The sequence below is a fragment of the Pseudomonas atacamensis genome (assembly GCF_017167965.1).
Lineage (GTDB): Bacteria > Pseudomonadota > Gammaproteobacteria > Pseudomonadales > Pseudomonadaceae > Aquipseudomonas > Aquipseudomonas atacamensis.
Genome location: NZ_CP070503.1, coordinates 2,400,604 through 2,425,730, shown reverse-complemented (window position 1 = coordinate 2,425,730; position 25,127 = coordinate 2,400,604). Strand labels below are relative to the sequence as shown.

Genomic DNA, 25,127 nt, shown 5'->3' with positions numbered 1-25,127 from the left:
ACGCGGAGCGTCCCTGGCGGCATTCCCACGCGGAGCGTGGGAACGATCGGCGTCTGCAGGTCAGTCGTATCAATTGCCCAACGTCAACCCATTGGCCGGCAACGGCAACGCGGTCTTGTAGCGCACCTGCTTCAACGCAAAGCTCGAGCGGATGTTCGCCACCCCCGGCACCTTGGTCAGAAAATCCATCATGAAGCGTTCCAGCGACTGAATGCTCGGCACCAGCACGCGAATCAGATAATCCGGATCACCCGCCATCAGATAGCACTCCATCACCTCAGGCCGATCAGAAATCGCTTCCTCGAAATGCTGCAACGCCTCCTCTACCTGTTTTTCCAGGCTGACGTGAATGAACACGTTCACGTGCAGCCCCAGCAGATCGGCATCCAGCAGCGTGACCTGCTCGCGAATCAAGCCCAATTCTTCCATGGCCTTGACCCGGTTGAAGCACGGCGTCGGCGACAGGTTCACCGAGCGAGCGAGGTCGGCGTTGGTGATGCGCGCGTTCTCCTGAAGGCTGTTGAGAATGCCGATGTCGGTACGGTCCAGTTTGCGCATGAGACAAAACCACCTGTTTTTTATGTTTATGCAGAATTTCTATCTGCAAATGGTCCCCAGCGCAACGAAACACAGAGAAATATTCTTCTTGGCCACGCCTATGATTGTTGTAGGACAAGATTTCCTCATCCCGGAATGACTGCCAGCTCACTACAAGAAATTCACAAGATCGAGCGTAGAAGCCATGACCCAAGCGTATGAACCGCTGCGCCTGCACGTCCCTGAACCCTCGGGCCGTCCCGGCTGCAAAACCGACTTTTCCTACCTGCATCTGACCGATGCCGGTACGGTGCGCAAACCTCCTGTCGATGTAGAACCTGCCGATACCGCCGACCTCGCCCGTGGCCTTATCCGCGTGCTCGACGATCAGGGCAACGCCCTCGGCCCGTGGGCCGAAAACGTGCCGGTCGAGATCCTGCGCAAAGGCATGCGCGCGATGCTCAAGACGCGCATCTACGACAACCGCATGGTGGTTGCCCAGCGGCAGAAAAAGATGTCGTTCTACATGCAGAGCCTCGGCGAAGAAGCCATCGGCAGCGCCCAGGCTCTGGCGCTGAACATCGATGACATGTGCTTCCCGACCTACCGCCAGCAAAGCATCCTCATGGCCCGCGATGTGCCGTTGGTCGACCTGATCTGCCAGTTGCTGTCCAACGAGCGCGATCCGCTCAAGGGCCGCCAGTTGCCGATCATGTACTCGGTCAAAGACGCCGGTTTCTTCACCATCTCCGGCAACCTCGCCACTCAGTTCATTCAGGGCGTCGGCTGGGGCATGGCCTCGGCGATCAAGGGCGATACGAAAATCGCCTCGGCGTGGATCGGTGACGGCGCCACCGCCGAATCGGACTTCCACACCGCCCTCACCTTCGCTCACGTTTATCGGGCGCCGGTGATCCTCAACGTGGTCAACAACCAGTGGGCGATTTCCACCTTCCAGGCCATCGCCGGCGGTGAAGCCACGACTTTCGCCGGACGCGGCGTCGGTTGCGGCATCGCCTCGCTGCGCGTGGACGGCAACGACTTCTACGCGGTCTACGCCGCTTCCGCCTGGGCTGCCGAACGCGCCCGGCGTAACCTCGGCCCGACCATGATCGAATGGGTCACCTACCGCGCCGGCCCGCACTCGACCTCCGACGACCCATCAAAATACCGCCCTGCCGATGACTGGAGCCACTTCCCCCTCGGCGATCCGATCGCGCGTCTGAAACAGCACTTGATCAAGGTAGGCCACTGGTCGGAAGAAGAACACGCTGCCGTCAGCGCCGAACTCGAAGCCGAAGTGATTGCCGCGCAGAAACAGGCCGAACAGTACGGCACCCTCGCCGGCGGGCAGATTCCAAGCGCCGCGACCATGTTCGAAGACGTCTACAAAGAGATGCCGGAGCACTTGAAGCGCCAGCGTCAGCAGTTGGGGATCTGACATGAACGATCACAACAACAATATTCAGTTGGAAACCGCCATGACCACGACCACCATGACCATGATCCAGGCCCTGCGCTCGGCCATGGATGTGATGCTTGAGCGCGATGACAACGTCGTCGTGTTCGGTCAGGACGTCGGCTACTTCGGCGGCGTGTTCCGCTGCACCGAAGGCCTGCAGACCAAGTACGGCACCTCGCGGGTGTTCGACGCGCCGATCTCGGAAAGCGGCATCGTCGGCGTGGCCGTGGGCATGGGTGCGTATGGCTTGCGCCCGGTCGCCGAAATCCAGTTCGCCGACTACGTCTACCCCGCCTCCGACCAGATCATTTCCGAAGCGGCGCGTCTGCGTTATCGCTCGGCCGGCGAGTTCACCGCACCGATGACCCTGCGCATGCCTTGCGGCGGCGGCATCTACGGCGGCCAGACCCACAGCCAGAGCATCGAGGCGATGTTCACTCAGGTCTGCGGTCTGCGCACGGTGATGCCGTCCAACCCGTACGACGCCAAAGGCCTGCTGATCGCCTCCATCGAAAACGATGACCCGGTGATCTTCCTTGAGCCGAAACGCCTGTACAACGGCCCGTTCGATGGTCATCACGACCGCCCGGTAACCCCGTGGTCGAAACACCCGCAAGCCCAGGTGCCGGACGGTTACTACACCGTGCCGCTGGACGTCGCTGCGATCACTCGTCCGGGCAAAGATGTGACGGTGTTGACCTACGGCACCACCGTATACGTCTCGCAAGTCGCTGCCGAAGAATCCGGCGTCGATGCCGAAGTCATCGACCTGCGCAGCCTGTGGCCGCTGGACCTGGACACCATCGTCAAGTCGGTGAAGAAAACCGGCCGCTGCGTGGTGGTTCACGAAGCCACCCGCACCTGCGGTTTCGGCGCCGAGCTGGTATCGCTGGTGCAAGAGCATTGCTTCCATCACCTGGAAGCGCCGATCGAGCGCGTCACCGGTTGGGACACTCCCTACCCGCACGCTCAGGAGTGGGCGTATTTCCCAGGGCCGTCCCGAGTGGGCGCGGCGTTGAAACGGGTCATGGAGGTCTGAATGGGCACGCACGTTATCAAGATGCCGGACATCGGCGAAGGCATCGCAGAAGTAGAACTGTCGCAGTGGCACGTCAAGGTTGGCGATCTGGTGGTTGAAGACCAGGTGCTGGCGGATGTGATGACCGACAAGGCGATGGTCGATATTCCGTCGCCGGTGCATGGCAAGGTGATTGCCCTTGGTGGTCAGCCGGGTGAAGTGATGGCGGTCGGCAGTGTGCTGATCAGCATCGAAGTCGAAGGGGCTGGCAACCTTAAAGAGTCCGCCGCACCCGCGGCTGTCAAAGAAGCACCGGTTGCGCCGAAAGTTGAAGCCGCTGTCGAAAGCAAACCCGCCGCAGTCACCGCACCACGTCCGGCTGCCGTTTGCCAAGGCCCGATGGTTGCTCGCGAAGCGAATGAACGCCCGCTCGCATCGCCGGCCGTGCGCAAACATGCGCTGGATCTGGGTATTCAATTGCGTCTGGTGCGCGGCAGCGGCCCGGCCGGTCGCGTGTTGCATGAGGATCTTGAGGCCTATCTGGCGCAAGGTCAGTCGAACGCTTCGGCGCCGGCCGCTGCCGCTTACGTTCAACGCAACGACGAAGAACAGATTCAAGTGATCGGCATGCGCCGCAAGATCGCCCAGCGCATGCAGGACGCCACTCAGCGTGCCGCGCATTTCAGTTATGTGGAAGAAATCGACGTCACCGCGATCGAAGAACTGCGCGCGCACCTGAATGAAAAACATGGCGCCAGCCGTGGCAAGTTGACCTTATTGCCGTTCCTCGTTCGCGCGCTGGTGGTGGCCCTGCGCGACTTCCCGCAGATGAACGCCCGTTACGACGACGAAGCGCAAGTCATCACCCGCCTCGGCGCGGTGCATGTCGGCGTCGCCACGCAAAGCGATGTCGGCCTGATGGTGCCTGTGGTGCGTCACGCCGAAGCGCGCAGCCTGTGGGACAGCGCCGCGGAAATTTCGCGTTTGGCCAACGCCGCGCGCAATGGCAAAGCCAGCCGTGATGAGCTGTCCGGTTCGACCATTACGCTCACCAGCCTCGGTGCGCTGGGCGGCATTGTCAGCACGCCGGTGCTGAACCTGCCGGAAGTGGCCATTGTCGGCGTGAACAAAATCGTCGAACGGCCAATGGTGGTCAAAGGCCAGGTGGTGATCCGCAAGATGATGAACCTCTCCAGCTCCTTCGATCACCGCGTGGTCGACGGCATGGACGCGGCGCTTTTCATTCAGGCCATTCGTGGCTTGCTCGAACAACCCGCCACCTTGTTTGTGGAGTAAGCCCGAATGCAATCTCTGAACACTACGCTGCTGATCATCGGCGGCGGCCCCGGCGGTTACGTCACGGCAATCCGCGCCGGGCAATTGGGCATCCCGACCATCCTGGTCGAAGGCCAATCGTTGGGCGGCACCTGCCTGAATATCGGCTGCATTCCGTCGAAAGCGATGATTCATGTGGCTGAGCAGTTTCATCAGACGCAGCATCACAGCCAGCATTCGGCGCTCGGCATCAGCGTTGCCGCGCCGACCCTGGATATCAGCAAAAGCGTCGAGTGGAAGGACGGCATCGTTGATCGCCTGACCACTGGCGTCGCCGCGCTGCTGAAGAAGAACAAGGTTCAGGTCATCAACGGTTGGGCGAAAATCATCGACGGCAAAACCGTGGAAGTCGGCGATACCCGAATCCAGTGCGAGCATCTGGTGCTGGCCACCGGCTCGACCAGCGTCAACCTGCCGATCCTGCCGATTGGCGGGCCAATCATCTCCTCCACCGAAGCGCTGGCGCCGACGTCTGTGCCGAAACGCCTGGTCGTGGTCGGCGGTGGTTACATCGGCCTGGAGCTGGGCATCGCCTATCGCAAGCTCGGCGCCGAAGTCAGCGTGGTCGAGGCGCAGGACCGCATCCTGCCGGCTTACGACGCAGAACTGACGCAACCGGTGCATGAAGCGCTGAAGCAGCTGGGCGTGAAACTGTACCTCAAGCACAGCGTGCTGGGTTTCGACGGCACGTTGCAGGTGCGCGATCCTGAAGGCGAAACCCTCAATCTGGAAACCGATCAGGTACTGGTCGCGGTCGGACGCAAACCCAATACTCAAGGCTTCAATCTCGAAGCGTTGAATCTGGACATGAACGGTTCGGCGATCAGGATCGACAGCGGTTGCCAGACCAGCATGCGCAACGTCTACGCCATTGGCGACGTGAGCGGCGAACCGATGCTGGCCCACCGCGCCATGGCCCAGGGCGAAATGGTTGCCGAGCTGATCAGCGGCAAGCGCCGCGAATTCAACCCGACCGCCATCGCCGCCGTGTGCTTTACCGACCCGGAACTGGTGGTGGTCGGCAAAACTCCGGACGAGGCCAAGGCTGCGGGGCTGGACTGCATCGTTGCAAGCTTCCCGTTCGCCGCCAACGGCCGCGCAATGACCCTGGAATCGAAAAGCGGCTTCGTCCGCGTGGTCGCCCGTCGCGACAATCATTTGATTGTCGGCTGGCAAGCGGTGGGTGTCGGTGTTTCCGAATTGTCGACGGCATTCGCGCAGAGCCTGGAAATGGGCGCGCGCCTGGAAGACATCGGCGGCACCATTCACGCCCACCCGACCTTGGGCGAAGCGGTGCAGGAAGCGGCGTTGCGGGCGCTGGGGCATGCGCTGCATCTGTAAATCCGTCAAATTGATCGTTCCCACGCTCCGCGTGGGAATGCAGCCCGGGACGCTCTGCGTCCCAACAGCCGAACGCGGAGCGTCCGATGAGGCATTCCCACGCAGAGCGTGGGAACGATCAATCTGCAACCGCCGGGCGTCAGATATCTGTGCCAAAGGGGCCGCTTCGCAGCCCAGCGGGGATAAATCCCCTCGCCACAAGCTGCGAAACCGCTCAAGAATGAAGTATTGTTGTGCCCATCCAAAAAAACGTCAGAAGCCTTGAACCGTTTCGGCGGTTGTTCAGTGATAGAGGGTGTCATGGGTAACGAAAGCATCAATTGGGACAAGCTGGGTTTTGACTACATCAAGACCGACAAGCGCTATCTGTCGTACTTCCGCGATGGCGAGTGGGACAAAGGCACCCTGACCGAAGATAACGTCCTGCACATCAGCGAAGGCTCCACTGCCCTTCACTACGGTCAGCAGTGCTTCGAAGGCATGAAGGCCTATCGCTGCAAGGACGGCTCGATCAACCTGTTCCGCCCGGACCAGAACGCCCTGCGCATGCAGCGCAGCTGCGCGCGTCTGCTGATGCCGACGGTCGACACCGAGCAGTTCATCGAAGCCTGCAAAGCCGTGGTTCGCGCCAACGAGCGTTTCATCCCGCCGTACGGCACCGGCGGCGCGCTGTACCTGCGCCCGTTCGTGATCGGCGTCGGTGACAACATCGGCGTACGCACTGCGCCCGAGTTCATCTTTTCGATCTTCTGCATCCCGGTCGGCGCCTACTTCAAGGGCGGCCTGACCCCGCACAACTTCCAGATCTCCAGCTACGACCGCGCGGCCCCGCAAGGCACCGGTGCGGCCAAGGTCGGTGGCAACTACGCCGCCAGCCTGATGCCGGGCTCGAAAGCCAAGAAAGCCAACTTCGCCGACGCGATCTACCTCGATCCGATGACCCACACCAAGATCGAGGAAGTCGGTTCGGCCAACTTCTTCGGGATCACCCACGACAACAAGTTCGTCACCCCGAACTCGCCATCGGTCCTGCCAGGCATCACCCGCCTGTCGCTGATCGAACTGGCGAAATCGCGTCTGGGCCTGGAAGTGGTTGAAGGCGACGTGCTGATCGACAAGCTGTCGGACTTCAAGGAAGCCGGTGCCTGCGGTACCGCTGCGGTGATCACGCCGATTGGCGGCATCAGCTACAACGATCACCTGCATGTGTTTCACAGCGAAACCGAGGTAGGCCCGGTGACCCAGCAGCTCTACAAAGAGTTGACTGGCGTGCAGACCGGCGACATCGAAGCGCCAGCGGGCTGGATCGTCAAGGTTTGAATTGACCGTTGTTGATGTTGGAAAAGCCCTCCATTGAGTGATTGATGGAGGGCTTTTTTGTTCATCTTCTATTTCAAAGCAATCCGCTTCCCGGCTCGACTGGCAATCCCACTCGCCTGCCCATTCTGCTGCTTGCCCATCCGCGCCTGGGTGATCAATCCCGGTATCAACTCGCCCTCCGGCAGATTCTTCCAGAACCGCACCGGCAGATGTCCTTGCATGACCTTCGGGTTCAACCGCGCCGGGTTGAAGATGTGGCTGTAGTAGGTCAACCATAAATCGCCGTGGGGGTCATCGACGTTCTGTGCCAGTTGCTGCCATTCAATCGGGCATTGCCGCTCGTGAATCAACTGCTCACCGTCGTAGTACACACCATCGCGCGGTGTGGCGATCAACCAGCGATGCTGGCCCATGCGACCGATAAAGTGCTCGCTGGCGCTGTGCAGGATGTCATGCGCCGGTTCGTGCCACGCCACGTATTGTGGACCAGGCAGATCCTTCGGCCGCTCGATGAAACGCACGAATGCATGCAGATGATGGGCCTCGCGGCTGACCTGCTTGATGCGCCGCTGCAACTCGCTGCCGAGTTTGTCGCCGGCCATCATCGCCGTGCGGTCGCCGTGACTGACGCGCCAGAGCACTTCATACAACAGGCTCCAGCGTTGCTCACCGCGATAGCGCGCCGCTTGTTCGAGGGTGGCGAGCAGCGCACGGGGAATACGCGCCTGAAACGGCCCCTGCCCTTCGGGCACGTGATCATCACTGGCAAACAGATCGCCAACGCCTTCCGCCGCCCAGCTCACCAGACTCGGATCGATCTCATGGCTGAGCAACCAGCGCGCCTGCTGGCGCCAGGTGTCGAACAGATCGTCACAATCGAGACTGATCATCCCCACAACCCCATCTGCTGCGGCATCGGCCGGTCGCGCAATTGCTGGTAGAGCATGTGACTGGTGACTTCCGCCTGTTGCGGGTGGTAATCGCTGGTGATGATGAACGGCTTGGCCTTGGCCAGCACACAGCGCATCCGTGCCACGTCTTCGTAACGGATGCGGCGCTGACGGCGCAACTCGACCAGGCGCTCGGTGGTGCGCAAGCCAATGCCCGGGATGCGTGCGATCAACGTCGCGTCAGCACGGTTGAGGTCGAGCGGGAACACTTCGCGATTTTCCAGCGCCCAGGCCAGCTTCGGGTCGATATCAAGCGCCAGATTGCCCGGGCCTTTGAGCAATTCGTCAGCGCTGTAGCCGTAGCTGCGCAGGAGAAAATCAGCCTGATACAAACGGTGCTCACGCATCAGCGGTGGCGCGGCGAGCGGTACGCTTTTCGGGCTGTCGGGGATCGGACTGAATGCCGAGTAATAGACCCGGCGCAAACGGAAGTTGCCATAAAGGGACTGAGCGCTGTGGAGGATGGTGCTGTCGTCGGTGTCATCGGCACCGACGATCAGTTGCGTGCTCTGCCCCGCCGGGGCGAATTTTGCCGAGCGCGGTTCGTTCAACACTGTTTGCACGCCGGTGTAGATGGTGTTCATCGCTTGCTTTATCGAGGTGATGTCCTTCTCCGGCGCCAGTGTCTGCAGGCTGGCGTCGGTGGGCAGTTCGATGTTGACGCTGAGGCGGTCGGCGTAACGCCCAGCCTCCTCGATCAAGGCCGGATCGGCTTCCGGAATGGTCTTCAAATGGATGTAGCCGCGAAATTCGTGCTCTTCACGCAGCAGCTTCGCCACGCGCACCAGTTGCTCCATGGTGTAGTCCGCCGAGCGGATGATCCCGGAGCTGAGAAACAGCCCGCTGACGCAGTTGCGGCGGTAGAAATCCATGGTCAGCGTCACGACTTCTTCCGGGGTGAAGCGCGCACGTGGCACATCGCTGGAACGGCGGTTGACGCAGTACTGGCAATCGTAAAGACAGAAGTTGGTCAGCAGGATTTTCAGCAACGACACACAGCGCCCGTCCGGCGTGTAGCTGTGGCAAATGCCCATGCCGTCCGTCGAACCGAGCCCGCTCTTGCCCTCGGAGCTGCGCTTGGGCGCACCACTGCTGGCGCAGGAGGCGTCGTACTTGGCGGCGTCGGCGAGGATGCTCAGCTTGTCGATGATTTGCATGGCGCGGGCTCTTTACTGTGTGCATATACAGTATAGGCTCGCCCGCCGCGAAACAAGTTGATGGATGACCCCTCGTCGGCTGGCCATCTGAATTGCGGCCAACCGCGCAACCAGTGGGAGCGAGCCTGCTCGCGAATAGGCCCTGCCAGTCACCGCAACACAGTGATCAAACCGCCCACTGCAATATCAACCAACTGTTCGCCCCGCTGATCAACACAAACAGCCCCCAGGCCAGCACCCGCGTGGGCCAGCGATTGACGAACGGCCCCATCAATTGCCGATCGTTGGTCATGCGGATCAGCGGGTACAAGGCGAACGGCAGTTGCAGGCTGAGCACCACCTGGCTCAACACCAGCAACTTGCCGATAGCGCCATCACCGAGCAGCCATACGCCGATGAACGCCGGAATCAGCGCCAGCCCGCGGGTGATCAAACGCCGCTGCCAGCACGGGATGCGCAGGTTCAGATAGCCTTCCATGATGACCTGCCCGGCGATGGTCCCGGTGAAGGTCGAACTTTGCCCCGACGCGAGCAGCGCCACGCCGAACAACACACTGGCCAGCGCACCGCCCACCAGCGGATCGAGCAGATGATAAGCGTCCTGAATGTCGACCACATCGGTGTGCCCGGACTGGTGAAAGGCCGCCGCGGCGAGAATCAGGATCGCCGCGTTGACCAGCAGCGCCAGGGCCAGGGAACCGATGGTGTCGATGCGTGCCAGTTTCACCGCGTCCTGTTTGCTCGCCAGGTCCTTGCCGATCATCCGCGTTTGCACGATCGAGGTGTGCAGATACAGGTTATGCGGCATCACTGTGGCGCCGAGGATGCCGATGGCCAGATACAGCGGCGCCGCATCGCTGATCGCGGACAGCGAGGGTTTGAAGCCCAGCGCCACGTCTGGCCAGTACGGTTTGATCAACAACAATTCGACGAAGAAACACACACCGATGGTCGCGACCAGAACCAGCATGATCGCTTCGAGACGGCGGAACCCCCGGTTCTGCAAGGCCAGCACTAGCAGCGTGTCGAACGCCGTGAGGGCAATGCCGAAGGTCAGCGAACAGCCGAGCAGCAAGTGAAACGCCAGGGCGCAGCCGAGCACTTCGGCGAGGTCGGTGGCGATGATCGAGATTTCCGCCAGCAGCCATTGCAGGCGCGCGGTCGGCGTGCTGTAGCGCTCGCGGGACAACTGCGCCAGATCGCGCCCGGTGGCGATGCCCAACCGCGAGCAAAGGCACTGCACCACCATGCCGGCCAGACTCGCCAGCAACACGACGAACAACAGGCTGTAGCCAAAACGCGAACCGGCCTCGATCGCGGTCGCCCAGTTGCCCGGATCCATGTAGCCGATCGACACCAGCAAACCGGGACCGGCGAAACGCAGCACACGTTTGAAGAACGAGGCAGTCGGATCAACCGCAACACTGCCAGCCACTTCCGGCGGGCAAAACGGCGCGGTGGCGATTTTGGGCAAACTGAATTTCACGCACACATCCAGAAACAAAAACGGGAGCCCGGCAGCTTAGTCGTTTCGCCTGATGCCTTGAAGCGCAAAGATCACTGAACCTATGGGTTCACCCCCAGCAACTGCTCGCGCAACTCGGGACTGCGTGTTCGCGGATCCAGCCAGATATCGAAGAACGCCTTGGCAAACTGCGGATCCTCAATCTCATGCTGGAGCTTCTGCCCGACAAAAAACCGCGCGCCCTGCCCCGGCAGATACACGCCTGTTATGCGCGTGCCGGCCTGGACGTCGACAAAGGATTGCTGCATCTGCTTCTGCCAGCCGGCCAATTGCGCTGAAGTGACCCGAGGACCGGCAAGGCGTTTGATCTCATCGACGCTGGTGCTGACCAGATCGTCTCGCGAGATGTTGCGCCGGTAGATCAGCTCCAGAGCAAACGGCTGGCCCGGCGCCAGAGGCCGCGCGGCACTCCACAAGCGCGCGCTGTAAACATCGAAGCCGAACACGCTGAAATCGCCGCTGCCGATGATTTGCGCGCCCGGCACTGCGTCCTGCCAATTGGCCCACGTCGGCGTCAGCAACAGCGCCCACAAGCCGATGCCACAACAGCCACGTACGAGCTTGGGTGTTCTGTTCATCGCCGTATCGTCTCCGCTGCATTCTGATGATCAAAGCATAGCCGGATTCGCGTCTGAATTTTTGTATACAAAAATTGCGAACATAGGCAGCAATCTTTAATCGGCAGTGCTAACGTGGCTCATCCTGACCCGATGGAGACACCCGCGTGCTGATCCTCAAACTGCTGCTGATTCCCGGTTTTCTCCTGCTGATTTCCCTGGCGGGCAAACGCTGGGGGCCGAGCGTGGCCGGGTGGTTGTCGGGATTGCCGGTGGTGGTCGGGCCGATTCTGTTCTTTCTGGCGATTGAACAAGGGCCGCAGTTTGCCGCGCAATCGGCGGTGGCGGCGCTGTCGGCGATGTTCGCGATGATCGCTTTCTGCATTACCTATGCGCAGGTGGCGCAGCGGGCGAACTGGCCGTGGGCGTTGACCATTTCACTGGCGGTTTGGGCCGCGCTGGCGACGGTGTTGTCGGTGATTCCGGCGTCCTTGCCGTTCTCGGTGATTGCGGCAGCGGTGGCACTGCTCGCTTCGCCTTATCTGTTCCCTGAGGTGCAGCCGGTGTTGAACGGGCCAGCACCGAAGTCGGACAAACTGATCTGGCGGATGATCGCCGGTGCGGCGCTGACGCTGGTGGTGACGATGCTGGCAAGCACCGTCGGCGAACGCTGGAGCGGCCTGCTCGCGGTGTTCCCGGTGCTCGGCAGCGTCATGGCAGTGTTCTCGCAACAAACTCGCGGCCCGGCGTTTACCGCTGCGTTATTGCGCGCAACGGCGACCGGCATGTATTCGTTTTCGGCGTTCTGCCTGGTGTCGGCCTTGACGCTGCCGACCATGGGCCTCAGCGGTTTTGTCGTAGGCGTGGCAGTGTCGGTGGTCATGCTCGGGGTGACCCGGCGTCTGCTGGCGCGGCCAGTGGCCAAGGCGCAAGCGCAATAACCGCCCGGACGAATCGCGCTGGAACGCCCGGCACGCTCCGTGGGATGATCGCCCGCCTCGCGCGACCATTCACCGGAGATTCACATGTCATTGTTGAGCAAAAAAGCCCTCGTCCTGATGCTGGCGGCCGTCGCCGGTTTCGCCGCGATCAACGCGCACGCCGCCAAGGAAAAGGTCAAAACCGAGAAGGTTACGCTGCTCGACGGCAAATTCGCCTTCGTCCTGCCCAAAGGCTTTGTCGCTGACCCGCTGCCCGCCAGCCCAAGCGGGGCCAAGGGCACGATGTACACCAACCAGACCACCAAGACCGTGGTCATCGCCGCCGAAAACCAGATCCCCGCAGGCCAGAACGTCAAGGACAACGACGGTGAGTTTCTTGACGGCAGCGTGTCGAGTTTCATCGACGATCAGCGCAAGGCCCTGCCGGACTTTAACAAACTCAGCGAGAAAAGCCTGACCCAGAAAGGTACCGGCCTGGGTCTGCGTCAGGTTGACAGCACCGCCACCCAGGGCGGTGGCCAGACGCTGAACACCACGCTACTGGCCGGCTCGGGGACGAAGATGGCGCTGGTGCAGGTGATTTCCCGCGCCAGCGACAAGAAGGGTCACGATGCTTTGGTCAAAGCCATCGTCAAGGATTGAGCCGCTGCAACCAGCCGTTCAAATCGCGCAATTCGGCCGCACTGATGCTGTGGCCGACGCCCGGATACGCGTGAAACTCGGGCTGGTAATCGAGCTTGTGCAATAGCGCGTTGGCCTCGGTGCCGTGACGGTAAGGCACCGGATCATCAGCGGTGCCGTGGCCGATAAAAATGCTCAGCGGCAGTGGCGCTTGCCCGGGCTTGAGTTCGGCTTTGAGCACCGGCAACAAGCGCCCGCTCAACGCGGCAAACCCGCCCACGACCGCTGGCGCGCGCAGGCCCACTTCGTAACTCATCATCGCGCCCTGGCTGAAGCCGATCAGGTACACCTTGTCCGGCGCGGCGTGATATTTCTTCGCCGCCTGGGCGATAAAATCGCGCAGCTTCTGGCCGCTGGCCTTCAGATCATCGGTCTCGCCGTTGTAGGCGCCTTCACCCTTCTTGCGAAACCACTGGAAACGTCCTTCACCCAACGTCATCGGTGCGCGCACGGAAAGGTAGTTGTACTGCGCCGGCAGCTGAAATTTCATGCCGATCAGATCGGCCTCGTTACTGCCGTAACCGTGCAGGAAAATCACCAGCGGACGTGGTACGGCGTCGGCGTGGACCTGTTCGAGGTATTTGAGCGGCAGGTCGGATTGCAGGGTGGTTTGCGCGTGGACGGCGGTGGATGCGAGCAGGGTCAGCAGGGCGAACAATTTCAGCATGGAGCGCTCCTTCACAGAGTGTCGGGTTCGCGGGGAGCCTAACATCCTCGGCTGAGGATCCAAATTTTGTGGCGTGGCTGATGGCCCTTTCGCGAGCAGGCTCGCTCCCACCGTTGAAATGCGTTCTTCTGTGGGAGCGAGCCTGCTCGCGAAGAGGCCCGCACATTCACCGCAACCTGTCAGTCGTTGGTCAGCTTGCCGGTACGAAACGGCACCCGCCCCGCCACTTTCGCCTGCCAGATCCCCGGCTCGGTATAGCGCCCGCGATCAATCGCGAACAGCACCCCGCTGGTGCCGGCGCGCACGGTGGTCACGCGATCCTGCAACGGGTCAACGACCTCGAACAGCGCATCGCCCTGCTCTACCCACTCGCCGGCATTGCGCAAGAAACTGACCACGCCGTGGTGCGGGGCGAACAGGTATTCAGTGCCTTCGAACGGCAGACCTTCACAACATTCGCTCGGCGCCGCCGGCCATTCCCCGCTGATGAAACCCTGCTCGGCGAGAAAGCCCAGAATCGCTTCGCAGTTGGCCTGAGCCTGATCGACGCGGGTGTCGCCCATGCTGCCCAGCTCAAGCGTCGTCGCCAGATTCGCCGCCGGAATCGTCGCGTTCGGGAATGCTTTGGCCAGACGCAGCCACGGTGTCGAGCACGATTCATCGAACGAGCTGCCGCCGGAGTCCTCGCAGAGCAACGCGACGCCGGCCTGCAACCGCGCCGCCAGCGATTGCCATCGCGGCCAGTGTTGCGGCAGCGCGTAGAGGTGAATCGCAGCGTCGAAGTCGCAGTGCAAGTCGAGGGTGATATCGGCGTCGCAGGCGTGGCGCAGCAACAAGCGGTGCAAGGCTTCCAATTGCGAGGCTGGCGCTGGCAATTCCTCGAAGACCTGAGCCATGGCCTGGCGAATCAGGGCGACGTTGGCCTCGGCATCCGCGCCCAGACGCTCGCCAACCAGCGCCGCGACCGGGGCGCTGAGTTCGACGAATGCGCGGTTGAAATTCTTGCCGCTGCCCAGTTCGAAGCGGCCCATGTGATTGCCTTGCAGATGCTGATCCAGGCCGATCGGATTCGCCACCGGCACCAGTTCGATAATGCCCTGCAAACGGCCCTGCCGTTCCAGTTCGTTCAAGCGCAGCTTGAGTTCCCACGCGGTACGCATGCCCGGCAGTTCATCGGCGTGCAGGCTGGCCTGGATATACACCTTGCGGCTGCCGGCGCCGTAGCGAAAAACGCTGAGGGAGCGCTCGCTGCCCAAGTGGCTCCAGGGCAGAACGTGGTCGATGCGTTGCATGGAAAACTCCTTAATAGCTGGGTTACGCAAATCCCTGTGGGAGCGAGCCTGCTCGCGAATGCGTCAGGTCAGACGATGACGATGTCGAATGTCAGACCGCTTTCGCGAGCAGGCTCGCTCCCACAGAGAATTTCCATCAATAAAAGAACATAAAAAAAGTGGCCACCGCGCAAACGGGGCCACTTTTTTTCACGGCGTATTAATGGCCGTATACGTCAAAGTCGAAGTACTTGTCCTGGACTTTCTTGTACTCGCCATTGGCGCGGATTTCGGTGATGGCTTTGTTGAACTGCTCAGCCAGTGCGGTATCGCCCTTGCGCACCGCGATGCCAGCGCCGCCGCCGAAGTACTTGGCGTCTTCGTAGGTCGGGCCGACGAATTCGAACCCTTTGCCGGCGTCGGTTTTCAGGAAACCGTCGCTGAGGTTGACCGAGTCAGCGAGCATCGCGTCGATACGCCCGGACACCATGTCGAGGTTGGCTTCCTGCTGCGAGCCGTAGCGCACCAGATCGATCCCGGCCGGAACCAGCACTTCGGTCGCGTAGCGGTCGTGAGTACTGGCGCGCAGCACGCCGACTTTCTTGCCCTTGAGTTCGGTCAGCGGGTTTTTCACGCCCGAGCCTTCCTTCATCACGAAACGTGCCGGGGTGTGGTAATACTTGATGGTGAAATCGACGTTTTTCTTGCGATCGTCAGTGATGGTCATCGACGACAGGATCGCGTCGATCTTCTTCACTTTCAGCGCCGGGATCAGGCCATCGAACTCTTGTTCGACCCACGTGCATTTAACCTTCATCTGCGCGCACAGTGCGTCACCGATGTCCACGTCAAAACCAGTGAGTTTGCCGTCAGGGGTTTTCATCGAGAATGGCGGGTACCCGGCTTCGATACCGATGCGGATCGGCTTGGCGTCTTCGGCCACGGCGGTCAGAGACAACATCGACAGTGCCAGGGCACCGAACATCACTAGCTTTTTCATTTATTACTCCCGTGCGGAGGCTTTTATTGGCAGCTTTCGAGTCAGCGTTCGGTCATGGCGTTCTAACGGCAAAAACCGACGTGGCCGGCAGTCTATGGCGGCGCGCACGGAGGCAATTGTTTTTAAGCGACAATTACTTACAGAACATCGGCGCACGCATTGACTGGGGTCAACGCGTGCGCCGTGGTGGTGCGAAGGCTGTAGGACACTGCCCTCTTCAGGTCATAAATATGCGTTTTTTTGTTTGTGACTCTCTATGTCCCGACACGAGATGCGGAGGGCCCACGGCGGCGAGATCGAAGCGTCAGCAGGCGCAGCTGATCGCAGTGTTGGTTGCTGAAACCGCGTTCAATTCGAAACCCTCATCGAGCCATCCGGCGACACCGCCGATCATCTCCTTGACCGGATAGCCCAATGCCGCCAGCTTCACCGCCGCCTTGTTCGCGCCGTTGCAATGCGGCCCGGCGCAATAGACCACGAACAAAGTGTGTTTCGGGTAATCGGCCAAGCGCTCCGCCGTGAGCAAGCGGGTCGGGATATTGATCGCGCCGGGCACATGGCCGCGCTCGAACGCCAGTGGGCCGCGCACATCCACCAGAACAAAAATCGACCTCCCCGGCCTCGTGGCTACTGAACACGTCGGAACAATCGGTTTCGAAGGTCAGACGATTGCTGAAATGCATCAGGGCAATCGCCGAAGGGGCGGCGGGAATTTCGCGAACCAGGCTGGTCATGCTGTGTTGCTCCTTTGTCTGTGGGGGATGAACAGACTTTATCGAGACGGCGCTTGCCGCTACAGTGGCGCGCAAGACACCGACCGGGAGATTTCCGCCAAATGCCCACTCAGCCCAATCTGGTTGCCATTCTGGCCTACGACGGCCTCTGCACATTCGAGTTCGGCATTGCCGTCGAGATCTTCGGCCTGGCCCGGCCAGAGTTCGATTTCCCTTGGTACGAACACGCGATAGCGGCAGTCGATCAAGGCCCGATGCGCGCCATGGGCGGGATTCAGGTGCTGGCCGATGGTGGCCTGGAACTGCTCGCCGCAGCGCGCACCATCGTTATTCCGGGCTGGCGCGACCGCAACGCCCCGGTACCGCCTGCGCTGATCGACTCGTTGCGTCAGGCCCACGACCGAGGCGCGCGATTGCTGTCGATCTGCTCGGGCGTGTTCGTGCTCGCCGCCAGCGGCCTGCTCGACGGCCACCGCGCCACCACGCACTGGCGCTACACCGGTGAACTGGCGCAACGCTTCCCGGCAATCGAGGTCGATCCGGACGTGCTCTACGTCGACGCCGGTCAACTGATCACCTCCGCCGGCAGCGCCGCCGGCATCGACGCCTGCCTGCATCTGGTAACCCGCGACTTCGGCACGCAGATCGCCAACGCCGTCGCGCGGCGCCTGGTCATGTCGCCACAACGCACCGGCGGCCAGGCCCAATTCATCCCCACCCCGGTCAGCCCGACACCCCGCAGCGACCTGTCGCGCGTCATGCAATGGGCCCGCGAACGCCTGCACGAACCACTGGAAGTCCGCGATCTGGCCAGCGAAGCGGCAATGAGCGAGCGCACGTTTCTGCGGCGCTTCACCGAAGCCAGCGGGCAAACGCCCAAGGCGTGGCTGCAACATGAACGCCTGGCACGAGCGCGGGAGCTGCTCGAGAGCACCCATCAACACACCGAGCAGATCGCCCAGCGCTGCGGCTATCGCTCGGTGGAGAGTTTTCGTGTGGCGTTCCGCAGCGTGGTGGGCGTACCGCCGTCGGTTTATCGGGAGCGGTTTGGGCGAAGCAACAAGCTTTCGCTCCATTCCACAGCGTTTTAAGGGCCGACGCTGGCGGCGAGACCTGCAGAAACGCCAGCCGATGAAAATCATAAAACGGACAAATGCGGCTTGCTTTATATTGATTCTGATATAACCTGAAAATCAAACGCGCACTGGCACTTCTTGCAATACAACTCACCGTCGCCGCTTACGTTCAGCTATTACGCTTTTCCTTTTGACACAGGACTAGCCGATGCCGAAACACAAGGATGTGGTGTTCGTGGGAAGCGCGTTGAAAGATCTCAAAGCGTTCCCGGTTGATGCCCGAAGAGCGGCGGGGTTTCAGCTGGACCTGTTGCAACAGGGTGATGCCCTACTCGATTGGCGCCCTATGAAAACCGTAGGACGCGGTGTCAACGAAATCAGAATCACCGAGGACTCAGGGGCGTTTCGCGTGTTTTATGTAGTCAATCGACCTGAAGCAATCTATGTGCTTCACGCCATGCACAAAACCACGCGTAAAACGGAAATTAGAGACATCGAACTGGCCCGGGCCAGATATCAGGAAATAGGTTAAGCCATGAAGGAACATCAAGACTCATCCCAACGATTTTCCAGTGTATGGGATGCATTGGAGGACACGCCTCAGGAAGCCGCCAACATGCGTTTGCGAGCCAAGCTCATGCGTTCGCTTTGCGAGACCATTCGAGCGTGGGAGCTCCCTCAAAAGGACGCGGCACAGAGATTGGGAATCTCGCAGCCGCGCCTCAATGATGTACTCAACGGGAAAATCGACAAATTCTCGCTCGATGCATTGGTCAACCTGTCAGCTGCTGCAAGGCTGGAGGTGGACATTTGCTTTCCGTCAGGTCCTACATTGCAATGGGCCTGACTGACGATCTGTTTAGGACAGTCGTCGATTGACCTATATGCGGAAGTCAGCGAGCACAAAGGTCGTGTGAGTTCGAAGGTAACCGTCGACGTCATCCAGCGAATGCAATGCTCCACTGGATGACTCGATATTGGACGCATCGTCCTGACGAACCAAAGTTACGATAAACATTCCATCCTTTTGAACAAGTGTCCCGGTTACCTTTATTGCCATCCCATTCTCCTGAGAAAAAGAGGTCACGCTTATTGGCTTGAACTGCAGATTGCCAGCCACCTTCGCTTTGAGCTTTTTGCGCTTGGCAAGCAGTTCTTTACTAGCCACCCAACTGCCCACTCCAGCGGCGACGGACAATACGTACATGTAGTTGTAGCTTGATCTACCACGCGTACCATGCTTTTCAATCAGCCAATCGGTGACTTGCGAGACTACTTGCCAAATATCCATCACTCTTAGTCCTGTGCTAAAAACTCCCCGTTTCAATCCTCCCGCGTCAAAACCTCCAGCAACTCAATCTCAAACACCAGATTCGAATTCGGCGGGATCTTGCCCAGGGTCCGCTCGCCGTACCCCAGATGCGCCGGTACCAGCAATTTGCGTTTGCCGCCGACCTGCATGCCCATCAGGCCCTGATCCCAGCCTTTGATCACGCGCCCAGTGCCGATTACGCACTGAAACGGCTTGCCCCGGCTCCAGGACGAATCGAATTCAGTGCCGTCTTCCAGCCAGCCGGTGTATTGGGTGGTGATCAGCGCGCCTTTCACCGCGGCTTTGCCGTCGCCCGGTTGCAGGTCGATGATTTGCAGTTCGTCTGTCATGTCGTTGGCTCTTGAGATGTTCGCAGGCGGCGTTTTTCGCAGAATCCGGCGTCGATGGCAATCCATGGAACCGAAAACACGCCTTGCCGCTCACATGTGTATCGACATCGTATGACGACAAGGATGCTTAGATGACCGACTCTCGATTGCTGCGCAGTTTCATCCCGCCCTACATTCTCAACCGCATCATTGCCCACGGTTCCGAGCCGCAGCGCAACGCCGCGATGCAGACGCTCAATCATGTGCGCAGCCTGCTGCCCAACCCCGGCCGTCCTTCGCAGCCGCCGGCGCGGGCGATTCTGCCGGAGGCGAGCAAGCCTGGCCTGGCACGGCGCAGCGTGCATGATGCGCAGAACAAAATGCTCTTACCGGGCATGCCGGTGCGTCTCGAGGGCCAGCCGGCATCGGGGGATCCGGCAGTCGACGAGGCTTACGATGCGCTGGGCGCCAGCTATGATTTCTTCTGGAAGGTGCTCGGTCGCGACTCGATCGACAATCAGGGATTCGCGCTGATCGGCAGCGTGCATTATGGCCAGGGCTACGAGAACGCATTCTGGAACGGCGCGCAGATGGTCTTCGGTGACGGGGATGGCGAAATCTTCCAGCGCTTCACCCGCTCGCTCGACGTCATCGGCCATGAATTGGCCCACGGCGTCACCGAAAGCGAAGCCGGGCTGATTTATGCCAACCAGTCCGGCGCGCTGAACGAGTCGCTCTCGGATGTATTCGGCGTGTTGACCAAGCAATACACCCTTGGCCAAACCGCCGAGCAGGCAGACTGGTTGATCGGCGCCGACCTGCTGATGCCACAGATCCAAGGCAAGGGCCTGCGCTCGATGTCGCACCCCGGCACGGCATACGACGACCCGATGCTGGGCAAGGATCCGCAACCGGATCACATGCGCAAGTTCGTCATCACCAGCGAAGACAATGGCGGCGTACACATCAACTCCGGCATTCCCAACCGCGCGTTTTACCTGGCAGCCCGAGCATTTGGCGGCTTCGCTTGGGAAAAGGCCGGGAAGATCTGGTATGACACGCTGTGCGACAACCGCTTGAGCCAGGATGCAACGTTCGACGCGTTCGCAAAACTGACGATCAACCACGCCGGCGAGCGCTTCGGCGCCGAAGCAGCCGACGCAGTGCAGCAAGCCTGGGCACAGGTCGGTATCGAATAATCCGAGGAGACCGTATGAAAACGCTACCCGAGCTGGATAAAGATTCCGTTTTGCGCGTATCTCGCCAGGGTGGCGTTGCAGCGATTCACAGCCTGAGCCGCCCACGGGAAATCGAATTTGCCCAGTGCGACATCAGTCAGCGTTCAAGGATCTGCTCGGTGCTTGAGGGTTGCCTGCCACTGGACAGCAGCGAATCGGGCCGTGGGGATCAGCGCTTCTACCAGATTGAAGTGCGCTATCAGTCCGGGGAAATGGTGTTGAAGGTACCGGAGGATCGGGCGCCGGGGGAGCTGGTGCATTTGTGGGACAAGGGGGAGCTGCTCTGATTCACGCTGGCGGCTCTTCTGCGTCGACAACTGACGATGTGCGCGGGCCAAAGCCCGCGGTCTGGCCGAATACGACACCGTTGAACGTGTGGGTACAGCACTCGCAGCTCGGCGTCATGTCCTGCGCCTTCAGTTTCGGATTGACCATTTGCAGGAGATTTTGCTCGTCGACGTACAGCCCGTTGAAATAACTGGACTCACCCAGTCGCACGACTTCTTCGCGATCCTTATCATGGATGGCAACCATCCAGAACACCGGCGCTGATTGATCCAGTCGCGCCACAGCTTCGCTGAAAATGGCATCCCAAGAACCGCCCACCCGAGACAGCAGGAAGCGAAACAACGGCGTGTAATCTCGCCCGTATTGTTTGCCTGCGTGCATCGAACTTCGCATGCCTTCGTCACGGCTTGCAGCTTTGCTGTTGCGCTGATCGCGATAATGCGCAACTGATTCGTGGCGACGAACACCCCACGTTCGAGTGTTCACTTTGCGGTAGAGCGGTTTCTTGTCCAATCCCTTGTTCCTCATCCAGACATCCGCTGTTTTACCGGAACGGCGTTTGAATGCAATCAGCCATCCGTGGCCAATTGTAAAACCGGGCCTATCGCTCGACCGGCTGCATCTCGACAATCGTGCCGTTGGTGATCATCACCATCACGTACTGGTCATTGATCTGCACCCACTGCGCCTGGTCGATAGGCGCTTTCAGACCTTTGGCTTTCCAGTTCTCCAGAGCCTTGTCTTTGCGCTGGTACATTTCCGGCGCGCGGTCGTTGACCTTCAACTGGCGGTCGCTGGTCGGCGATTGCACGGCGGGTTCGCTGGAGGTTTGCGCCGCTTGAACAATGGGCGTGATCCCGGCAATGCCCGCAACAAGGGCCAGGCTGGCGATTAGGGTTTTGCTGTTCATCGGTGAACCTCTTTCGGATAGGTAGTACCTGAACTCCGACTGCGCGACGCGGGAAACATTCCTTGTTTTTTGCCGGAGGTGGCCGTAAGAGGCCTTGTCCATCAGACCGCCATCGCTGGCAACTCGAATCGTCGCACCGCAGCTCCCACAGGGTTGGTGTTACACCACAGTTTTTGACCTGAGCTCCATTCCCACAAGTCTTGGCGGACGCTGATTCTCTGATCACCACCGATCCCCTGTGGGAGCGAGCCTGCTCGCGAATACGCCGGCACATCCGCCATCGTCGCCAACTGACGGAAAGCCTTCGCGAGCCGGCCCGCTCCCACAAATGCGCCAAGCACTGAAGCCATTGATCCGCCCCACGCATCAATCCATGCCAACAATGCAATTAACAGATTGTTACATCTGCGCCACCATCCACCTCAATAAAAACCGTGCGCCGCCTCTCCGTAGCGCACGTCATAAAAGCGGTGGAGTACTTTTCAATGACAGCCTCAATCCCAACCAACGGCTCGCGGGCCGGTGCCATCTTCCGGGTGACCTCGGGCAACTTCCTCGAACAGTTCGACTTCTTTCTGTTCGGCTTCTACGCCACGCAGATCGCGGCGGTGTTCTTCCCGGCGAGCAGCGAGTTCGCCTCCCTGATGATGACTTTCGCAGTATTCGGCGCAGGCTTCCTGATGCGTCCGCTCGGCGCCATCGTGCTCGGCGCCTACATCGATGATGTCGGCCGGCGCAAAGGTCTGATCGTCACCCTGTCGATCATGGCCAGCGGCACGATATTGATTGTGCTGGTGCCCGGATACGAAACCATTGGCCTGTTCGCCCCGGCACTGGTGCTGATCGGGCGGCTGCTGCAAGGCTTCTCCGCCGGCGCCGAACTCGGTGGCGTTTCGGTGTACCTTTCCGAGATCGCCACGCCGGGTCGCAAAGGCTTTTTCACTGCTTGGCAGTCGGCTAGTCAGCAAGTGGCGATCATCGTTGCTGCCGCGCTGGGCTACGGTCTGAACCAGTGGATGGAGCCGCAAGCCGTGGCGGCCTGGGGCTGGCGCATTCCGTTTTTCGTCGGTTGCATGATCGTCCCGTTCATCTTCTTCCTGCGCCGCAACCTGGCGGAAACCGAAGAGTTCGCCGCGCGTAAACACCGTCCAAGCATGCGCGAAGTGTTCCGCACCCTCGGCCAGAACTGGGGCGTGGTGCTCGGCGGGATGTTGATGGTCGCGCTGACCACTACCGCGTTCTACCTGATCACCGTGTACGCGCCGACTTTCGGCAAAACCGTGCTGCACCTGAGCACTTCCGACGCGTTGCTGGTAACGCTGCTGGTGGGCGTGTCGAACTTCTTCTGGCTGCCGATTGGCGGCGCGTTGTCCGACCGTATCGGTCGTCGCCCAGTGCTCATAGGCATGGCCTTGCTGGCGCTGGCCACCACTTATCCGGCGCTGTCGTTCCTGGTGCAGGCGCCGAGCTTCACCAACATGCTGCTGTCGCTGCTGTGGCTGTCGTTCATCTATGGCTTGTACAACGGCGCGATGATTCCGGCGCTGACCGAAATCATGCCGGTTGAAGTGCGCGTCGCCGGTTTCTCCCTGGCCTACAGCCTGGCCACGGCGATCTTCGGCGGTTTCACCCCGGCGATGTCGACCTTCCTGATCCAGTACACCGGCGACAAAGCCGCGCCAGGTTACTGGATGAGCATCGGTGCCCTGTGCGCGCTGTGCGCCACGCTTTATCTGTACCGCCGTGCCGGTGGTCGTCTGCAACCTGTCGCGGCCTGAGGAATACTCGCCATGAAAAAACTATTTACTGTCACCGCCCTGCTCGCCGGTCTCGCGTTTAATTTCGCGGCTCAGGCCGAAGAACTCAGCGTGATGACCTCCGGTGGTTTCACTGCCGCCTACAAGATCCTCGGGCCGAAATTCGCCGCCGCAACGGGCAACACGCTGACCACCAGCCTCGGCCCGTCGATGGGCAAGGCGCCGGAAGCGATTCCCAACCGTCTGGCGCGCGGCGAGCACGCCGACGTGGTGATCATGGTCGGTTACGCTCTTGATGAGCTGATCAAACAAGGCAAGGTCGACCCAGCCTCCCGCGTTGAACTGGCGGATTCGCGGATCGGCATGGTGGTGCGTGAAGGCGCGGCGAAACCGGACATCAGCAGCGTCGAGGGCCTGAAGAAAACCCTGCTTGATGCGCAATCGGTGGCCTACTCCGACAGCGCCAGCGGCGTGTACATCGAGCAGCAGCTGTTCAAGAAACTCGGCATCGAAGATCAGTTGAAACCGAAAGCCAAGATGATCGCCAGGATCCCGGTCGGCTCGGTGGTCGCCACTGGCGACTATCAGTTGGGCTTCCAGCAGGTCAGCGAATTGCTGCCGGTGCCGGGCGTGAGCTTCGTCGCGAAGATTCCGGAATCGGTGCAGTCGGTGACGCGTTTTGCCGCTGGCATTCCGGTCAAGGCCGAGCATCCGCAAGAAGCCAAAGCCCTGCTCGCCTACCTCGCTGCACCGGCCGCTCAGGCTGACGTGCAGGCCACCGGGCTGGATTCGGTCAAGCGTTGATCGTTGGCGGCTGGACGCGCATTTCCACGACCAGCCGCTCCAGTTCCAAAGCCGCCGGGGTCAACGTGCGATCCCGGCGCTTGATGATGCCGACACTGCGCATCACCTGCGGCTCAATCAGTGGCACCCGCGTCAGGATCGGATGATCCGGCCCGGGCATCGCCATCAACGGCACCGCCGCCACGCCCAGCCCCGCCTCCACCAAGCCGATCATCGTCGTCACATGCCGCGTCTCGCAGATGCTCTGCCGCTGCGGCACTACCCCGCCCAAGGCCTGATCGAGCAGAAAGCGATTGCCCGAAGTCTTGTCCAGCGCAATGTAATCCTGTTGATAGAACTCGTCCCAACTGACGCTGCTGCGCCCGGCCAGTGGATGATCGCGACGACAGGCGACAACGTAGCACTCCTGCACAAGCGGTTCGAACTCGACTTTGGCATCCTGCGTGCCGAGAAAACTCAAACCGAAATCCGCCTCGCCATTGACCACCGCACTCAACACATCGTGGGCGCTGGAATCGAGGACTTTGACCTTGATCCGTGGAAACTGCCGGTGATAGCGCGCGACCACGCGGGGCATGAAGTAGTACGCCGCCGACGGCACGCAGGCGACGGTGACATGGCCCAGACGCGTCGAGGCGACTTCGCTGATGCCGAGCAAGGCAATGTCGAGGTCATCCAGCAAGCGCTCGACGCTGGGCATGAAGCCGCGCCCGGCCTGGGTCAGGCTGACCTTGCGCGTGGTGCGCTCGAACAGTTTCACGCCGAGGGCGTCTTCGAGCTTTTCGATGCGCCGGCTGAGCGCCGGTTGCGACAGGCGCACGGTGTCGGCAGCCTTGCGAAAACTGCCCTGCTCGACCACCGCGCGAAAGGCTTGCAGGTCGTTGAGGTCGAAGTTGATGGCCATGGCGTTTCCGGAA

Annotated in this window: 27 protein-coding genes and 1 pseudogene; 14 read left to right on the top strand and 14 right to left on the bottom strand. The window is 60.7% G+C overall.

Annotated features, from left to right (window positions below; all coding sequences use genetic code 11):
• Window positions 1-69 precede the first annotated feature (69 nt).
• Window positions 70-558 carry a Bkd operon transcriptional regulator BkdR gene (gene bkdR / locus JWU58_RS11110; protein WP_016775196.1) on the bottom strand — a complete coding sequence of 163 codons (489 nt, stop codon included), beginning with the start codon at window positions 556-558 and terminating at the stop codon, window positions 70-72.
• A gap of 184 nt (window positions 559-742) precedes the next feature.
• Between bkdR and JWU58_RS11105 the strand changes: the two genes are divergently transcribed.
• The 5 genes from JWU58_RS11105 (at window position 743) to JWU58_RS11085 (ending at window position 7,013) form a co-directional block, all read left to right on the top strand.
• On the top strand, window positions 743-1,978 hold the full coding sequence (locus JWU58_RS11105; RefSeq protein WP_071172847.1) for a 3-methyl-2-oxobutanoate dehydrogenase (2-methylpropanoyl-transferring) subunit alpha: 1,236 nt from the start codon (window positions 743-745) through the stop codon (window positions 1,976-1,978).
• A gap of 1 nt (window position 1,979) precedes the next feature.
• Complete coding sequence (locus JWU58_RS11100) at window positions 1,980-3,038, top strand: alpha-ketoacid dehydrogenase subunit beta (RefSeq protein WP_064390582.1); 1,059 nt, start codon at window positions 1,980-1,982, stop codon at window positions 3,036-3,038.
• The gene (locus tag JWU58_RS11095) at window positions 3,039-4,313 is read left to right on the top strand and encodes a dihydrolipoamide acetyltransferase family protein (RefSeq protein WP_206421939.1); all 1,275 of its coding nucleotides are present in this window, start codon (window positions 3,039-3,041) and stop codon (window positions 4,311-4,313) included.
• A gap of 6 nt (window positions 4,314-4,319) precedes the next feature.
• Window positions 4,320-5,693 carry a dihydrolipoyl dehydrogenase gene (gene lpdA / locus JWU58_RS11090; protein ID WP_206421937.1) on the top strand — a complete coding sequence of 458 codons (1,374 nt, stop codon included), beginning with the start codon at window positions 4,320-4,322 and terminating at the stop codon, window positions 5,691-5,693.
• 300 nt (window positions 5,694-5,993) lie between these two features.
• On the top strand, window positions 5,994-7,013 hold the full coding sequence (locus tag JWU58_RS11085) for a branched-chain amino acid aminotransferase (RefSeq protein ID WP_016775201.1): 1,020 nt from the start codon (window positions 5,994-5,996) through the stop codon (window positions 7,011-7,013).
• Window positions 7,014-7,081: 68 nt separating this feature from the next.
• On the opposite strand, the gene JWU58_RS11080 is transcribed toward JWU58_RS11085, so the two are convergent.
• The 4 genes from JWU58_RS11080 to JWU58_RS11065 all read right to left on the bottom strand — a co-directional run bounded on the left by JWU58_RS11080 (window position 7,082) and on the right by JWU58_RS11065 (window position 11,223).
• Window positions 7,082-7,903 (bottom strand): TIGR03915 family putative DNA repair protein, encoded by an 822-nt coding sequence (locus JWU58_RS11080; protein ID WP_123442174.1) that lies wholly within the window; start codon window positions 7,901-7,903, stop codon window positions 7,082-7,084.
• Entirely contained in the window at window positions 7,900-9,120 is a 1,221-nt protein-coding gene (locus JWU58_RS11075) for a putative DNA modification/repair radical SAM protein (RefSeq protein ID WP_024013352.1), read from the bottom strand. Before JWU58_RS11075 ends, JWU58_RS11080 begins: the two co-directional genes overlap by 4 nt.
• A gap of 166 nt (window positions 9,121-9,286) precedes the next feature.
• Complete coding sequence (locus tag JWU58_RS11070; RefSeq protein WP_241196171.1) at window positions 9,287-10,555, bottom strand: Nramp family divalent metal transporter; 1,269 nt, start codon at window positions 10,553-10,555, stop codon at window positions 9,287-9,289.
• A 131-nt stretch (window positions 10,556-10,686) separates the two neighbouring features.
• Complete coding sequence (locus tag JWU58_RS11065) at window positions 10,687-11,223, bottom strand: chalcone isomerase family protein (RefSeq protein ID WP_125927692.1); 537 nt, start codon at window positions 11,221-11,223, stop codon at window positions 10,687-10,689.
• Window positions 11,224-11,369: 146 nt separating this feature from the next.
• On the opposite strand from JWU58_RS11065, the gene JWU58_RS11060 reads away from it, so the two are divergent.
• A complete protein-coding gene (locus JWU58_RS11060) occupies window positions 11,370-12,143 on the top strand; it encodes a hypothetical protein (protein ID WP_206421936.1) in 774 nt (257 codons plus the stop codon).
• 84 nt (window positions 12,144-12,227) lie between these two features.
• Entirely contained in the window at window positions 12,228-12,785 is a 558-nt protein-coding gene (locus tag JWU58_RS11055; RefSeq protein WP_206421934.1) for a DcrB/PsbP domain-containing protein, read from the top strand.
• Here the strand turns inward: JWU58_RS11055 and JWU58_RS11050 are convergent.
• The 4 genes and pseudogenes from JWU58_RS11050 to JWU58_RS11035 all read right to left on the bottom strand — a co-directional run bounded on the left by JWU58_RS11050 (window position 12,775) and on the right by JWU58_RS11035 (window position 16,496).
• Window positions 12,775-13,491, bottom strand: a complete 717-nt coding sequence (locus JWU58_RS11050) for an alpha/beta hydrolase (protein WP_206421933.1) — start codon at window positions 13,489-13,491, stop codon at window positions 12,775-12,777. The genes JWU58_RS11055 and JWU58_RS11050 overlap by 11 nt on opposite strands.
• A gap of 179 nt (window positions 13,492-13,670) precedes the next feature.
• A complete protein-coding gene (locus JWU58_RS11045; RefSeq protein ID WP_206421931.1) occupies window positions 13,671-14,783 on the bottom strand; it encodes a succinylglutamate desuccinylase/aspartoacylase family protein in 1,113 nt (370 codons plus the stop codon).
• Between the two features lie 199 nt (window positions 14,784-14,982).
• Entirely contained in the window at window positions 14,983-15,762 is a 780-nt protein-coding gene (locus JWU58_RS11040; RefSeq protein WP_206421929.1) for an ABC transporter substrate-binding protein, read from the bottom strand.
• A 304-nt stretch (window positions 15,763-16,066) separates the two neighbouring features.
• Window positions 16,067-16,496, bottom strand: a pseudogene (locus tag JWU58_RS11035) (rhodanese-like domain-containing protein).
• A gap of 101 nt (window positions 16,497-16,597) precedes the next feature.
• Between JWU58_RS11035 and ftrA the strand changes: the two are divergent.
• The 3 genes from ftrA (at window position 16,598) to JWU58_RS11020 (ending at window position 18,419) form a co-directional block, all read left to right on the top strand.
• Window positions 16,598-17,587: a transcriptional regulator FtrA gene (ftrA, locus tag JWU58_RS11030; protein ID WP_206421928.1), complete on the top strand. Its 990-nt coding sequence runs from the start codon at window positions 16,598-16,600 to the stop codon at window positions 17,585-17,587.
• 193 nt (window positions 17,588-17,780) lie between these two features.
• Window positions 17,781-18,104 (top strand): type II toxin-antitoxin system RelE/ParE family toxin, encoded by a 324-nt coding sequence (locus tag JWU58_RS11025; RefSeq protein ID WP_206421926.1) that lies wholly within the window; start codon window positions 17,781-17,783, stop codon window positions 18,102-18,104.
• 3 nt (window positions 18,105-18,107) lie between these two features.
• Window positions 18,108-18,419 (top strand): helix-turn-helix domain-containing protein, encoded by a 312-nt coding sequence (locus tag JWU58_RS11020; protein WP_071172860.1) that lies wholly within the window; start codon window positions 18,108-18,110, stop codon window positions 18,417-18,419.
• 33 nt (window positions 18,420-18,452) lie between these two features.
• Here JWU58_RS11020 and JWU58_RS11015 read toward each other — a convergent pair whose 3' ends face one another.
• On the bottom strand, window positions 18,453-18,863 hold the full coding sequence (locus tag JWU58_RS11015; protein WP_071172861.1) for a hypothetical protein: 411 nt from the start codon (window positions 18,861-18,863) through the stop codon (window positions 18,453-18,455).
• Window positions 18,864-18,895: 32 nt separating this feature from the next.
• A complete protein-coding gene (locus JWU58_RS11010) occupies window positions 18,896-19,234 on the bottom strand; it encodes an FKBP-type peptidyl-prolyl cis-trans isomerase (protein WP_206421924.1) in 339 nt (112 codons plus the stop codon).
• Window positions 19,235-19,365: 131 nt separating this feature from the next.
• On the opposite strand from JWU58_RS11010, the gene JWU58_RS11005 reads away from it, so the two are divergent.
• Both JWU58_RS11005 and JWU58_RS11000 read left to right on the top strand, forming a co-directional pair.
• Window positions 19,366-20,412, top strand: coding sequence for a M4 family metallopeptidase (locus JWU58_RS11005; protein WP_206421923.1), 1,047 nt, complete (start codon window positions 19,366-19,368; stop codon window positions 20,410-20,412).
• Window positions 20,413-20,426: 14 nt separating this feature from the next.
• A complete protein-coding gene (locus JWU58_RS11000) occupies window positions 20,427-20,738 on the top strand; it encodes a protealysin inhibitor emfourin (protein WP_122508038.1) in 312 nt (103 codons plus the stop codon).
• A 1-nt stretch (window position 20,739) separates the two neighbouring features.
• Here JWU58_RS11000 and JWU58_RS10995 read toward each other — a convergent pair whose 3' ends face one another.
• Window positions 20,740-21,252 carry a hypothetical protein gene (locus JWU58_RS10995; RefSeq protein ID WP_206421921.1) on the bottom strand — a complete coding sequence of 171 codons (513 nt, stop codon included), beginning with the start codon at window positions 21,250-21,252 and terminating at the stop codon, window positions 20,740-20,742.
• A gap of 88 nt (window positions 21,253-21,340) precedes the next feature.
• Window positions 21,341-21,649 (bottom strand): RcnB family protein, encoded by a 309-nt coding sequence (locus JWU58_RS10990; RefSeq protein ID WP_186566484.1) that lies wholly within the window; start codon window positions 21,647-21,649, stop codon window positions 21,341-21,343.
• Between the two features lie 485 nt (window positions 21,650-22,134).
• Here JWU58_RS10990 and tcuC point away from each other — a divergent pair, with 485 nt between their 5' ends.
• On the top strand, window positions 22,135-23,427 hold the full coding sequence (gene tcuC / locus JWU58_RS10985) for an MFS transporter (protein WP_016775219.1): 1,293 nt from the start codon (window positions 22,135-22,137) through the stop codon (window positions 23,425-23,427).
• A 12-nt stretch (window positions 23,428-23,439) separates the two neighbouring features.
• Entirely contained in the window at window positions 23,440-24,210 is a 771-nt protein-coding gene (locus JWU58_RS10980; RefSeq protein ID WP_110600891.1) for a substrate-binding domain-containing protein, read from the top strand.
• Here JWU58_RS10980 and JWU58_RS10975 read toward each other — a convergent pair.
• Complete coding sequence (locus JWU58_RS10975; RefSeq protein WP_206421920.1) at window positions 24,200-25,114, bottom strand: LysR family transcriptional regulator; 915 nt, start codon at window positions 25,112-25,114, stop codon at window positions 24,200-24,202. The two genes, JWU58_RS10980 and JWU58_RS10975, sit on opposite strands and share 11 nt — an antisense overlap.
• Window positions 25,115-25,127 lie beyond the last annotated feature (13 nt).

Bases quoted from the DNA above. Each gene is read 5' to 3' on its own strand.
- bkdR (WP_016775196.1), bottom strand. From the start codon at position 558: ATGCGCAAACTGGACCGTACCGACATCGGCATTCTCAACAGCCTTCAG.
- JWU58_RS11105 (WP_071172847.1), top strand. From the start codon at position 743: ATGACCCAAGCGTATGAACCGCTGCGCCTGCACGTCCCTGAACCCTCG.
- JWU58_RS11100 (WP_064390582.1), top strand. From the start codon at position 1,980: ATGAACGATCACAACAACAATATTCAGTTGGAAACCGCCATGACCACG.
- JWU58_RS11095 (WP_206421939.1), top strand. From the start codon at position 3,039: ATGGGCACGCACGTTATCAAGATGCCGGACATCGGCGAAGGCATCGCA.
- lpdA (WP_206421937.1), top strand. From the start codon at position 4,320: ATGCAATCTCTGAACACTACGCTGCTGATCATCGGCGGCGGCCCCGGC.
- JWU58_RS11085 (WP_016775201.1), top strand. From the start codon at position 5,994: ATGGGTAACGAAAGCATCAATTGGGACAAGCTGGGTTTTGACTACATC.
- JWU58_RS11080 (WP_123442174.1), bottom strand. From the start codon at position 7,903: ATGATCAGTCTCGATTGTGACGATCTGTTCGACACCTGGCGCCAGCAG.
- JWU58_RS11075 (WP_024013352.1), bottom strand. From the start codon at position 9,120: ATGCAAATCATCGACAAGCTGAGCATCCTCGCCGACGCCGCCAAGTAC.
- JWU58_RS11065 (WP_125927692.1), bottom strand. From the start codon at position 11,223: ATGAACAGAACACCCAAGCTCGTACGTGGCTGTTGTGGCATCGGCTTG.
- JWU58_RS11055 (WP_206421934.1), top strand. From the start codon at position 12,228: ATGTCATTGTTGAGCAAAAAAGCCCTCGTCCTGATGCTGGCGGCCGTC.
- JWU58_RS11050 (WP_206421933.1), bottom strand. From the start codon at position 13,491: ATGCTGAAATTGTTCGCCCTGCTGACCCTGCTCGCATCCACCGCCGTC.
- JWU58_RS11045 (WP_206421931.1), bottom strand. From the start codon at position 14,783: ATGCAACGCATCGACCACGTTCTGCCCTGGAGCCACTTGGGCAGCGAG.
- JWU58_RS11040 (WP_206421929.1), bottom strand. From the start codon at position 15,762: ATGAAAAAGCTAGTGATGTTCGGTGCCCTGGCACTGTCGATGTTGTCT.
- ftrA (WP_206421928.1), top strand. From the start codon at position 16,598: ATGCCCACTCAGCCCAATCTGGTTGCCATTCTGGCCTACGACGGCCTC.
- JWU58_RS11025 (WP_206421926.1), top strand. From the start codon at position 17,781: ATGCCGAAACACAAGGATGTGGTGTTCGTGGGAAGCGCGTTGAAAGAT.
- JWU58_RS11020 (WP_071172860.1), top strand. From the start codon at position 18,108: ATGAAGGAACATCAAGACTCATCCCAACGATTTTCCAGTGTATGGGAT.
- JWU58_RS11015 (WP_071172861.1), bottom strand. From the start codon at position 18,863: ATGGATATTTGGCAAGTAGTCTCGCAAGTCACCGATTGGCTGATTGAA.
- JWU58_RS11010 (WP_206421924.1), bottom strand. From the start codon at position 19,234: ATGACAGACGAACTGCAAATCATCGACCTGCAACCGGGCGACGGCAAA.
- JWU58_RS11005 (WP_206421923.1), top strand. From the start codon at position 19,366: ATGACCGACTCTCGATTGCTGCGCAGTTTCATCCCGCCCTACATTCTC.
- JWU58_RS11000 (WP_122508038.1), top strand. From the start codon at position 20,427: ATGAAAACGCTACCCGAGCTGGATAAAGATTCCGTTTTGCGCGTATCT.
- JWU58_RS10990 (WP_186566484.1), bottom strand. From the start codon at position 21,649: ATGAACAGCAAAACCCTAATCGCCAGCCTGGCCCTTGTTGCGGGCATT.
- tcuC (WP_016775219.1), top strand. From the start codon at position 22,135: ATGACAGCCTCAATCCCAACCAACGGCTCGCGGGCCGGTGCCATCTTC.
- JWU58_RS10980 (WP_110600891.1), top strand. From the start codon at position 23,440: ATGAAAAAACTATTTACTGTCACCGCCCTGCTCGCCGGTCTCGCGTTT.
- JWU58_RS10975 (WP_206421920.1), bottom strand. From the start codon at position 25,114: ATGGCCATCAACTTCGACCTCAACGACCTGCAAGCCTTTCGCGCGGTG.